Source organism: Paenibacillus sp. FSL L8-0663 (genome assembly GCF_038008125.1).
GTDB lineage: Bacteria > Bacillota > Bacilli > Paenibacillales > Paenibacillaceae > Paenibacillus > Paenibacillus polymyxa_D.
This window is the reverse complement of the sequence record NZ_JBBOYM010000001.1, coordinates 4,795,520-4,806,863: the sequence shown is the minus strand read 5'-3', so window position 1 is coordinate 4,806,863 and position 11,344 is coordinate 4,795,520. Positions and strand designations below refer to the sequence as shown.

Genomic DNA, 11,344 nt, shown 5'->3' with positions numbered 1-11,344 from the left:
GCTAAAAGGCCTGGAGGATTCTTTTTTTATATACTAAACGTTTATTAGGGTGAATGGTTAATGGGATGAATAACTTATAGGGTGAATGTCTTATGGGGTGAGTTTGAAAACATAATTACGCGAATGCCTACCACTGGATCTATAATTTGGATGCTGTAGGCAACATCGACCGCAGCATCACCGCTAATTCACCTATTTATGCCGTATTTCATAAGAACGGTGTAAAAACCTATGTGGCCTACAACTTTACAGACCAGGTCAAAACAGTAACCTTCTCAGATGGGCACAGTATTACCGTGCAGCCGAATAGCTTTAATGCCGGAAATGGAAGCGGCGGTGGCAATCCGCAGCCTGATACGGAGGCTCCGTCCATCCCGACGAATGTACGAGTTACGACCAAAACGGCTTCGACAGTCACTCTGGAGTGGGATGCAGCTACAGACAATGTTGGCGTTACGGGGTATATCGTTTATAAGGACGGGGCTCAGGCGGCAGAGATAAGCGGTATTTCCGCATCAATTACAGGGCTGAATGCAGCTTCCACTTACAGCTTTACCGTTAAGGCTCGCGATGCAGCTGGTAACCTATCTGCAGCAAGCCATGCTGTATCGGTAACTACGGAGGCAGCATCTGGCGGTAATGAGGGCGGCGGAGAAACGGAGGATTATAAAGTAGGAGCTCGCTTTGTCAGCGATCGTGAAGCATTGCTTCAATTTACACCCAAAACAGCCTCAGCCTATGTTGACGTGCATTATACTTTAACGGGTGGACAACAGCTCAATTACCGAATGACCAACAACGGCGGTGTCTGGGAGCAGCGGGTAACAGACCTCGATATCGGGAAGGGTGTCAGCTATTGGTTTACCTATGAAAAGGCGGGATTGCAATACGAGACCCCTCCATTCAGCTATACACACCAGCAGATTGCCTCAACAACGACAGACGTTCCAGAACTTCCAACACCAGGCGCTGATCCCGTTTTCGAAAAAACATCCTAGTGGATCAGGCCTAAGATACGAACGCGACTAGTTAACTATAGAGAGAAAGACACGAGGGAAGCACATATGCTTCTCCTGTGTCTTTTTCGTTTTTTATAGGGTCGTAATACTTTCGCCATGTTCGCGAGTTCTAGATTACGCGATAATGATAAAGGCTGATACAGGAAGATATTACCGAGGCGCGGATTTCCAAAGGTCCCGCAGTGCCTGCCCTGATGGGGTCAGGTATCCTGTAAACTTGCGTATCCACCAACAATTAGGGTTCGATTCCCAATCGCCTTCCACGCGACTTCTGGTAGAGTATTCGAATGATCGAATAAAAACAATGAAAAGACCCGGATAAGAGCATCCCATGTCTGGTCTTGATGACAGATACCGGGGCGATGGCTATGCGGCCAGCGGATACCGGAGAGAGCAAGCGCCGACAGGGCCCGAGGCTTCGGAGATACGGATTCACAGTCGATGTTGGGCTGATGAATCCCATCCTTAGAACACGAAAACAGGCGGTATCTTTCTTTTTCCTCAAGCTTGACCCCGCCGTTCACACCGGAGGGATGCTCTGCAAGGGTCCTAACCCTACTACAACAAATAAAAATAAAAAATCCTCATTTTAAAAGTGTGTTAATTTTAAGGCGGGCAGCTACGGAGCGGTCCATTTGAATCTGAAGAAGCGAAGCGTTCGCCTTTTGCCCCTGAAGTTTAACCCTATAAGGGGTTCATCAAATCCAAAAATTCAGGGGCAACAGCGATCGGAAGATCAAATGGATCGCGGAGCGCCACACGTAGAAAAAAGCACTCTTTTAAGTTGAGGATTCTAAATACTAGGAGTGATACGATGTTTAAGAAGATAACAATTAAATCCGATGAGCGCGGATTGCTGTTCAAAAAAGGAAGCTACCACAAATTGTTGCAACCAGGAACTTACCTATTGAAGACATTTCAGCAGGAAGCGGTTGAAATTTTGAATGTAGCCGAACCATTTTTTGTACCTGACCATGATATTCGTTTGTTTTTGACAGATCCCCTATTGCTTGAGCAATTGAATGTCATTGATGTAGAGGACCATGAATATGTGCTGCATTATGAGGATAATCGGTTTGTGGAGCTGCTGACGGCTGGGAAATATGCTTATTGGAACGTGCTCAAGGAACATCGTTTTGTTCGTGCAGATACTCGGCAGCCTGCAATTGATAAGGCATTGGGGCAAGCATTCTTGTCCAAGACACCGGGCTTCTGGAAGGCGCTTCAGGTGGGCAGCTATGAATTAGGATTTTTGTATTACGATAATGTGTTGCAGGGTGAGCTGAAACCGGGTAAATATTATTTCTGGATGTCCACGGTGAATACAGAGATCAAAACGATAGATATGCGCCAACAGCAAATGGACTTGATGGGACAGGAAATCATGACAGAGGACAAAATTACGCTGCGCCTCAACTTCGTCTGTCAGTACCGTATCATCGACCCATTGCGGGCATTAGAATTCCGGGCATACGAGGAGCAAATGTACATTATGCTTCAACTGTTGCTGCGCGAGTACGTTGGCACGATGAAGCTGGATGATTTGCTGAAAATGAAGCAGGAGATTGCGGTATATGTTTTGACTCGACTGAATGAGCAGAGCGACGAATATGGAGTGACTTTTACGTCAGCAGGGGTGAAGGATATTATTTTGCCGGGGGATATCAAGGATATTCTGAATACGGTGCTGTTGGCAGAGAAGAAGGCACAGGCCAACCTCATCACACGACGTGAAGAGACGGCATCCACTCGTAGTCTGCTCAATACGGCCAAGCTGATGGACGAGAACGCCACTCTCTATCGTCTCAAAGAGCTAGAATTCATGGAAAAAATCTGCGAGAAGATTGGCACGATTTCGCTAACTGGCGGGAATACGTTGCTGGAGCAGCTGAACACGCTGGTTCACATGAAAGAGGGGCAGGGACTCCAATAACTGAAAATACTCCCGAACGATGAGTGCAAGCCGCCTCAAGGTTCGGGAGTATTTTGCGTTTTAGTTCGTCTTGGTGGATGCGAGAAAAGCGTCCATATCGATCACCGGAATGAGGGTACCCTGATGCTCCATCACGGTAGGGAACAACTCGCGCTGCCACTCTTCCTCATTGCTTTGTAGCTGACTGTCCTCGGCAGAAGCCGTGTCCTCCACCTGATCGACAAGCAGAGCAATCTTCGCACGGCTGAGCAAAATCATTTTGTCCTCGGAGGAATCGCTGGATGCAGGAAGAAGCAGTTTTTTGCGTAAATTAAGGATCGTAAATACATTGCCGCGAATAGTCACCATTCCTTCATGCCATGCTTCGGAAAAGGGAAGCGGAGTTCCCTTCTTAGCATTCATGACTTCTTCTACTTCCACAAAGTTTAAAGCGAACTTTTTGTCCGCTAGACTGCACACAATAAATTCAGACATAACAATTCTCCTTATCTATTCAGATGAGCCATCACAGGTTGTGATTGAGCGGTAAAATGGGTTAACTATTGCGTTTTGACAGATGGAACGATAAAGTTGAGGATGCGGTAAAATGGTTGTAGTTACTCACAGAATATCACAAACGAGCAGTTAAATCTTCCAAAATAACAACCATACGGCCAAGGCGTGGCTTCAAGTTTCCCTTCATATATAATGTTTGGGACTAAAGCTGTGTCCGATGGCACTACATTTTAAGATAAGCGGGTTGAGGTAGAGTGGATCATGAAAAGCAGCGATTAAGTATCGAAGCAGCCAGATTATACTATCTAAACGACTACAGCCAGCAAGATATCGCGGTCAGACTCGGGGTTTCGCGTCCTACGGTATCGCGGTTACTTCAGGCTGCTAAGGAACAAGGATACGTGCGGATTAGTATTGTGGACCCGATGGAGGATATGGACGCGCTCGGAGAGCAGGTGAAGAAGAAATACGGACTGGATACTGTGTTAGTCTGTTATTCGCCGTTAAATGAATATCAGGAGATCAAGAAGCATATTAGCAAAAAAGCAGCCGATTATTTGCATGAAACGGTACAGGATGCTGATATTATTGGAGTGACATGGGGAACAACCATGCATGCCGTGGCGCTTCATCTCCAACAAAAGCAGGTCAAGGGAGTTGAGGTGGTTCAGCTCAAGGGAGGCGTGAGCCATTCACATGTCAACACATATGCTGTGGAAACCGTGAATTTGTTCGCAGAAGCCTTTCATACCATAGCAAGGTATTTGCCGCTGCCTGTAATTTTCGACAGTCACGCCGTTAAGAAAATGGTCGAGGAGGATCGGCATATCCAGCGTATCATCGAACTTGGCAAGCAGGCGAACATCGCGGTGTTTACGGTGGGGACGGTCAAGGAGGATGCGTTGCTGTTCCGATTGGGTTATTTTAACGGGGAAGAGCAGAAGCTACTGCAAAGAATTGGCAAGGGCGATATTTGCTCACGCTTTTTTGACGCTGAGGGCAATATATGCAGTCAGGAAATCAATAGTCGTACCGTCGGGATTGATTTGCCTGATTTGCGAAAGAAGGAGAAGTCCATTCTCGTCGCTGGAGGCCAGCGTAAAGTGGAGGCCATTCGGGCATCGCTGCGTGGCAAGTATGCGAATATTTTGGTGACGGATCAGTTTACGGCACAAGCACTTTTACAATAGAGCAAGTCGTCTCCATCCAGCAAAATACACGGTTATGGCGTGTGCCTACAGGGTAATATGAATGGTAGGTGAACGCCTTATGTACAAGCGTGAACATAATTTCAAAATGTGTTTTACATATGTTCAAAGCCGTGCTATGATGATCTCATCACAGAGAAATAAAGGACTTTTGTCTTCAACTATTTATCTAATGAAGGAGCTTTTAGATATGAACATTGCAGCATTAATCGACCATACATTGTTGCGTGCAGATGCGACGAAGGATGAAATTACGAAATTGACTGCCGAGGCAAAAAAATATCAGTTTGCTTCTGTATGTGTGAACCCGGCGTGGGTAGCTTATGCAGCAGAACAGCTCGCAGGCACAGGCGTAGCCATCTGTACAGTTATCGGTTTCCCGCTGGGAGCGAGCACGTCCGCAACGAAAGCATTTGAAACGAAAGATGCTATTGCTAACGGAGCGACTGAAATTGATATGGTTATTAACATAGGCGCTTTGAAGGAACGTGATGTACAGCTCGTCGAGCAGGACATCCGTGCGGTCGTGGAAGCAGCTGCTGGTACACTGGTAAAAGTGATTATCGAGACCTGCCTGCTGACTGACGAAGAGAAGGTACTGGCATGTGAGCTGTCCGTCAAAGCGGGGGCGAATTTTGTGAAAACCTCGACAGGCTTCTCAACAGGTGGAGCTACTGCGGAAGATGTGGCTTTGATGCGCAAAACGGTAGGACCTGAGATTGGTGTCAAGGCTTCTGGCGGCGTACGCAGTCTGGAAGACGTGCAAAAATTAGTAGAAGCTGGCGCAAGCCGGATCGGTGCAAGTTCCGGTGTGAAGATCATCGAGGGCGAGCAGTCTACATCTTCCTACTAAGTTTATTTTAAAGTCATGGAGGGATTCGCAATGAAGGATCAATTGATTCAGAAAGCGCTTGAGGCGCGTAAACAGGCGTATGTTCCGTATTCGAATTTTCAGGTGGGTGCTGCGGTTCTCGGAAGCGATGGCACGATTTATCACGGATGTAATGTGGAAAATGCCTCCTACGGCTTATGCAATTGTGCAGAGCGGACAGCGATTTTTAAAATGGTATCCGAAGGCTGCCGGAAAATTGATTCGATTGCGGTTGTAGCTGATACGGAAGGGCCTGTGTCTCCATGTGGGGCCTGTCGTCAGGTCATTTCCGAATTTGCTCATCAAGATACCAAAATTTATCTGACAAACCTTCATGGCAACACGGAAGAGTGGACGGTGGATCAATTACTGCCGGGTGCCTTTCGACCTGCGGATCTGGGGAAATAAAAAAAAGAATGCCTCTTTGGGGCGCGTTCTTTTTATGGGGAATGTAAGCGCTTAATGTAATAAGGGGGAAATTAAATGAAATATGTAATCGCTCTGGTAGGACTGCTTGTTGTATTTGCACTTACTTACGTTGCCAGCAGTGACAAGCGCAAAATCAGGTATCGTCCGCTGGTGGTTATGGTTGTTCTGCAAGCAGCGCTTGCTTTCGTATTACTGCATACAGGAATTGGCGAATTTTTGGTCAAAGGCTTTGCAGAAGGTTTTAATAGTCTTTTGGCATATGCAACTGAAGGGATTAACTTTGTTTTTGGCGGAATTGCGAATGAAGGAGCAGCACCGTTCTTTATCGGTGTACTGCTGCCAATCGTGTTCATATCCGCGTTGATTGGTATTTTGCAATATGTAAAAGTGTTGCCTTTTATTATTAAATATATCGGGCTTGTCTTGAGCAAAGTAAACGGAATGGGTAAACTGGAATCCTACAACGCTGTAGCTTCGGCTATCTTGGGTCAATCCGAGGTGTTTATTTCCGTTAAGAAGCAAATTGGTCTGCTGCCAAAACATCGGTTGTATACGCTGTGTGCGTCTGCGATGTCTACGGTGTCCATGTCGATTGTGGGAGCTTACATGCAAATGTTAAACCCCAAATATGTGGTCACAGCTTTGGTATTGAACCTGTTCGGCGGCTTCATTATCGCTTCTATTATTAATCCGTACAAGATTGAGAAGGAAGACGATTTACTGGAGGTTCAGGAGGAAGAGAAGCAGTCCTTCTTCGAAATGCTCGGGGAGTATATTATGGACGGCTTTAAGGTTGCGATTACGGTAGCTGCGATGCTGATCGGTTTTGTGGCGCTGATTGCCATGGTTAACGGGATTTTCTCCTGGTTGTTTGGAATCAGCTTTCAGGCGTTGCTTGGCTATGTGTTTGCGCCTTTCGCTTTTGTCATGGGTATTCCGTGGAACGAAGCCGTTCAGGCGGGCAGCATTATGGCTACCAAACTCGTATCCAACGAATTTGTGGCCATGCTGGATCTGACCAAGCAAACAGGCTTGTCGGAGCGTACAATCGGGATCGTATCGGTATTCCTCGTATCCTTTGCTAACTTCTCATCCATCGGTATCATTTCCGGGGCTGTGAAGGGTCTGCATGAAAAACAGGGAAATGTGGTGGCCCGCTTTGGTCTGAAGCTGTTGTACGGGGCAACGCTGGTTAGCGTGCTGTCGGCAACGATTGCAGGGTTGTTTTTGTAAAAAAAACAGCGAGTCAGGAAAGGATTTTTATAATGTCTAAATTTAAACGGATTCACTTGGTCGTTATGGACTCGGTTGGTATCGGCGAAGCGCCGGATGCTGCCCAGTTTGATGATTATGATGTAGATACACTCGGTCATATTGCGCGCGAACGCAGCGGTCTGAAGATGCCGAATATGGGCAAGCTCGGTCTGTCCAATATTCGTTCCATAGAAGGAGTGGCAGCAGCCGACAAGCCGCTCGCGTATTACACTAAGATGCAGGAAGCGTCCAATGGCAAGGATACGATGACGGGTCATTGGGAAATTATGGGCTTGAATATTGCAGTTCCTTTCCGTGTATTTCCTGATGGGTTCCCGGATGAGCTGATTCAACGCATTGAGGAGCACACAGGCCGCAAAGTGATTGGCAATAAGCCTGCTAGCGGCACGGAAATCATTGATGAGCTGGGCGAAGAACACGTGAAAACTGGAGCGCTCATCATCTATACCTCGGCGGACTCTGTGCTGCAAATTGCGGCGCATGAGGAAGTTGTACCTTTGAAGGAGCTCTATGAGATTTGCGAGTTCTGCCGTAAAATCACGCTGGAAGATCCGTACATGCTGGGTCGCATTATTGCCCGTCCGTTCGTAGGTGAGGCAGGGAATTTCTCTCGTACCTCTAATCGACATGATTACGCGCTCAAACCATTTGGTCGCACTACAATGAACGAGCTGAAGGATGCAGGCCTGGATGTGATCGCCTTGGGTAAAATCTCTGACATTTATGACGGCGAGGGTGTAACGAAGGCGGTGCGTACGGTGTCCAATATGGACGGCATGGATAAGCTGGTGGCCACGCTCGACGAGGATTTCACCGGATTAAGCTTTCTGAATTTGGTGGACTTTGACGCTGTGTACGGTCACCGTCGTGATCCACAGGGATATGGTCAAGCTTTGGACGATTACGATGCGCGTTTGCCAGAGGTTTTTGCTAAAATGACCGATGACGATCTGCTGATCATCACTGCAGACCATGGGAATGATCCGACGTATCGGGGAACGGATCACACCCGCGAATATGTACCTTTGCTGGTATATTCCCCGCGTTTTACAGCTGGGGGCAAGGAACTTGCGGTTCGTAAAACCTTTGCTGATATTGGAGCGACCGTAGCAGATAACTTTGGTGTAAAACTGCCTGAACACGGAACGAGCTTTTTGGCAGAGCTTCAGTAATCCAGGGCCCGCAAGAGTACAAGCAAGATTACAAAGATTAATGTAACGGTATAAATAACGATACAAGCACGGACAAATGGGACGGAGGAATAAAAACATGAGTGTACACATTGGAGCCAAACCTGGAGAGATTGCAGAAACGATTTTGCTGCCAGGAGACCCGCTACGGGCAAAATTTATTGCTGAAACATATCTGGAGGACGTGACCTGCTACAACGAGGTGCGCGGAATGCTCGGATTCACGGGTACGTACCAAGGCAAACGCCTATCTGTACAGGGAACTGGGATGGGGCTGCCGTCTATCAGTATTTATGTCAACGAACTGATTAGCGAATACGGTGTGAAAAACCTGTTCCGCGTGGGTACATGCGGCGGAATGAAGGAGCATGTACACGTTCGTGACGTCATTTTGGCACAAGCATCCTGTACGGATTCCGGTATGAATCGCCATATTTTTGGTGGCTACGACTACTCGCCGATTGCCAGCTTCAATCTATTGAAGGGCGCTTATGATCGTGGTGTTGCCAAAGGCTTGAACATGCATGTCGGCAATGTATTCAGCTCAGACAGCTTCTACCGTGATGATAAATCAGTGGTACAAAAGCTGATGGAATACGGCGTGCTGGGTGTAGAGATGGAAACTTCAGCTTTATACACGCTCGCAGCCAAGTTTGGCGTAAACGCACTGACGATTCTGACGGTAAGCGATCATTTGCTGACGGGGGAAGAAACGACCGCAGAAGAACGGCAAACGACCTTTAAAGAAATGATGGAAGTTGCACTGGATACAGCAGTATCTCTGTAAACGATCATACGCACAGTGAGGAGAAATGACATATGAGAATGGTAGACTTGATTGAGAAAAAACGTGACGGAAAAGAACTGAGTACGGAGGAAATTAATTTTATTATCCAAGGCTACACTCAGGGTGAAATTCCCGATTATCAAGTCAGTGCATTGGCGATGTCCATTTTCTTCAAAGATATGACTGAACGCGAACGCGCTGATCTGACGATGGCGATGGTTCATTCGGGTGATACCATTGATCTGTCCGCGATTGAAGGTGTAAAGGTCGATAAGCACTCCACTGGCGGTGTGGGTGATACAACAACGCTGGTACTGGCTCCGCTCGTAGCGGCCTTGGACATTCCGGTAGCCAAAATGTCAGGCCGCGGCCTCGGACATACCGGAGGAACGATCGACAAGCTGGAAGCTATTGCAGGCTTCCATGTCGAAATCAGCAAGGACGAATTTGTGGATTTGGTGAATCGCAGTAAAATAGCGGTCATCGGACAAAGCGGTAACCTGACACCTGCGGACAAAAAGCTGTATGCCCTGCGTGACGTTACGGCGACGGTCAACTCGATTCCGCTGATTGCCAGTTCGATTATGAGTAAGAAAATCGCTGCTGGCTCCGATGCCATCGTGCTCGATGTAAAAACAGGTGCAGGCGCATTTATGAAAACTGTAGATGATGCCAAAGCACTGGCACATGCCATGGTGAGCATCGGTAACAATGTGGGTCGCAAAACGATGGCAGTCATTTCCGATATGAGTCAGCCGCTGGGTCTGGCCATCGGGAACTCACTGGAAGTGAAAGAAGCAATTGATACGCTGCGCGGCGAAGGACCCAAAGATCTGGAAGAACTGTGCATGGCTTTGGGCAGTCAGATGGTATTTTTGGCAGGGAAGGCAGATTCCCTCGATAACGCCGAAGAGAAGCTCAAAGAAGTCATTCGTAATGGCAAAGCACTGGAAAAATTCAAAGAGTTTATTGCGAATCAGGGCGGTGACGCTTCTGTAGTGGATCATCCTGAACGCTTGCCGCAAGCACAGTATCTTATTGAGGTGCCTGCGAAGCAGGACGGTGTGGTAGCTGAAATCGTGGCTGACGAAATCGGTACCGCAGCGATGTTGCTTGGAGCAGGACGTGCGACCAAAGAATCCGAGATTGATCTGGCTGTCGGCTTGATGTTGAACAAAAAGGTCGGGGATGCTGTTCAAAAAGGCGATTCACTGGTTACCATCCATGCGAACCGTGAAGATGTAGCCCAAGTGCTGGAGAAAATCTACGCGAACATCCGTATTGCGGATCATGCGGAAGCGCCAGTGCTAATCTACGGAACAGTGACAGAGTAAGCGATAAGCCCTATTCATAAAGTCGTATTAGTAGCATGCATATGAAGCCGGAGGCCCTAAGTTTAGGGTGCTTCCGGCTTTTCTGTTGTCCTCGTTCTCAGACAATTGAACGGCAGAATTTAAAAATGGGGTTGTCAATTTCAAGTGAGGGTAATATACTGAACCCATAAACTGACGACCGTTCGTAAGGTATTGGAGGAAAAGCATGACACTACAGAAAATTAAAACAGTTAGCTTGCAGCAATTTGCGAAAAAGGGATACGATGCGTCCTCTCTGCAACTGATAGCTGATGAGGTAGGGATTAAAAAGCAGTCCATTTATGCTCATTTTAAAAGCAAAGATGATTTGTTTTTAGACATATTTAAGGATGCGGTGGATCAAGAGATTTTGGAACTGGATCGTTATTTTCAAGATCAATCCGAACAATCACTTGAAGTTGTCCTGCGCGGACTAATCGTTGAATTTAAGGAACGCTATGAGAGTGCTATGAATTTGCGTCTGATTCTGTATATCGGCTTTCTGATTCCATCTGCACTGGAAAGCCAGGTTCAGGCTTTGGTCACACGCTACGTACAGCATAAAACCAGCTTGGTACACGGGCGACTGGCAACTGAAACATCGGTTAAACTTCGTGTTCCAGCTCAATCTGCCGCGACAGCCTATATGAATTTGATTGAAGGCATGCTGGTAGAACTGGTGTACAACGGCACCGACGGTTTTGATCTGCGTCTGGAAAGCTCTTGGGATATTTACTGGCATGGCTTGATTCGGGCCTGAACAACTGAGCAGTTGAAGTAAACAT

The 11,344-nt window shown here is 47.2% G+C and carries 11 protein-coding genes; 10 read left to right on the top strand and 1 reads right to left on the bottom strand.

What is annotated here, in order from left to right:
• Window positions 1-146: 146 nt before the first annotated feature.
• Both MKY75_RS21340 and MKY75_RS21335 read left to right on the top strand, forming a co-directional pair.
• Window positions 147-998: a fibronectin type III domain-containing protein gene (locus MKY75_RS21340; RefSeq protein WP_430025439.1), complete on the top strand. Its 852-nt coding sequence runs from the start codon at window positions 147-149 to the stop codon at window positions 996-998.
• A gap of 835 nt (window positions 999-1,833) precedes the next feature.
• Window positions 1,834-2,952 carry a slipin family protein gene (locus MKY75_RS21335; protein ID WP_029519326.1) on the top strand — a complete coding sequence of 373 codons (1,119 nt, stop codon included), beginning with the start codon at window positions 1,834-1,836 and terminating at the stop codon, window positions 2,950-2,952.
• A gap of 60 nt (window positions 2,953-3,012) precedes the next feature.
• Here MKY75_RS21335 and MKY75_RS21330 read toward each other — a convergent pair whose 3' ends face one another.
• Window positions 3,013-3,426, bottom strand: a complete 414-nt coding sequence (locus MKY75_RS21330; RefSeq protein WP_029519325.1) for a chemotaxis protein CheW — start codon at window positions 3,424-3,426, stop codon at window positions 3,013-3,015.
• A gap of 275 nt (window positions 3,427-3,701) precedes the next feature.
• Between MKY75_RS21330 and MKY75_RS21325 the strand changes: the two genes are divergently transcribed.
• The 8 genes from MKY75_RS21325 to MKY75_RS21290 all read left to right on the top strand — a co-directional run bounded on the left by MKY75_RS21325 (window position 3,702) and on the right by MKY75_RS21290 (window position 11,319).
• Window positions 3,702-4,637, top strand: a complete 936-nt coding sequence (locus MKY75_RS21325; protein WP_023990386.1) for a sugar-binding transcriptional regulator — start codon at window positions 3,702-3,704, stop codon at window positions 4,635-4,637.
• A gap of 208 nt (window positions 4,638-4,845) precedes the next feature.
• Window positions 4,846-5,508: a deoxyribose-phosphate aldolase gene (gene deoC, locus MKY75_RS21320; protein ID WP_029519323.1), complete on the top strand. Its 663-nt coding sequence runs from the start codon at window positions 4,846-4,848 to the stop codon at window positions 5,506-5,508.
• Window positions 5,509-5,538: 30 nt separating this feature from the next.
• The gene (locus MKY75_RS21315; RefSeq protein WP_029519322.1) at window positions 5,539-5,934 is read left to right on the top strand and encodes a cytidine deaminase; all 396 of its coding nucleotides are present in this window, start codon (window positions 5,539-5,541) and stop codon (window positions 5,932-5,934) included.
• A gap of 75 nt (window positions 5,935-6,009) precedes the next feature.
• Entirely contained in the window at window positions 6,010-7,188 is a 1,179-nt protein-coding gene (locus tag MKY75_RS21310; RefSeq protein WP_209949885.1) for a NupC/NupG family nucleoside CNT transporter, read from the top strand.
• Between the two features lie 32 nt (window positions 7,189-7,220).
• Window positions 7,221-8,402, top strand: a complete 1,182-nt coding sequence (gene deoB / locus MKY75_RS21305; protein WP_318628103.1) for a phosphopentomutase — start codon at window positions 7,221-7,223, stop codon at window positions 8,400-8,402.
• 97 nt (window positions 8,403-8,499) lie between these two features.
• Complete coding sequence (deoD, locus tag MKY75_RS21300; protein WP_023990381.1) at window positions 8,500-9,207, top strand: purine-nucleoside phosphorylase; 708 nt, start codon at window positions 8,500-8,502, stop codon at window positions 9,205-9,207.
• A 32-nt stretch (window positions 9,208-9,239) separates the two neighbouring features.
• Window positions 9,240-10,541 carry a pyrimidine-nucleoside phosphorylase gene (locus MKY75_RS21295; protein WP_029519318.1) on the top strand — a complete coding sequence of 434 codons (1,302 nt, stop codon included), beginning with the start codon at window positions 9,240-9,242 and terminating at the stop codon, window positions 10,539-10,541.
• 205 nt (window positions 10,542-10,746) lie between these two features.
• Window positions 10,747-11,319, top strand: a complete 573-nt coding sequence (locus MKY75_RS21290) for a TetR/AcrR family transcriptional regulator (protein WP_029519317.1) — start codon at window positions 10,747-10,749, stop codon at window positions 11,317-11,319.
• The last annotated feature ends 25 nt before the right edge of the window (window positions 11,320-11,344 follow it).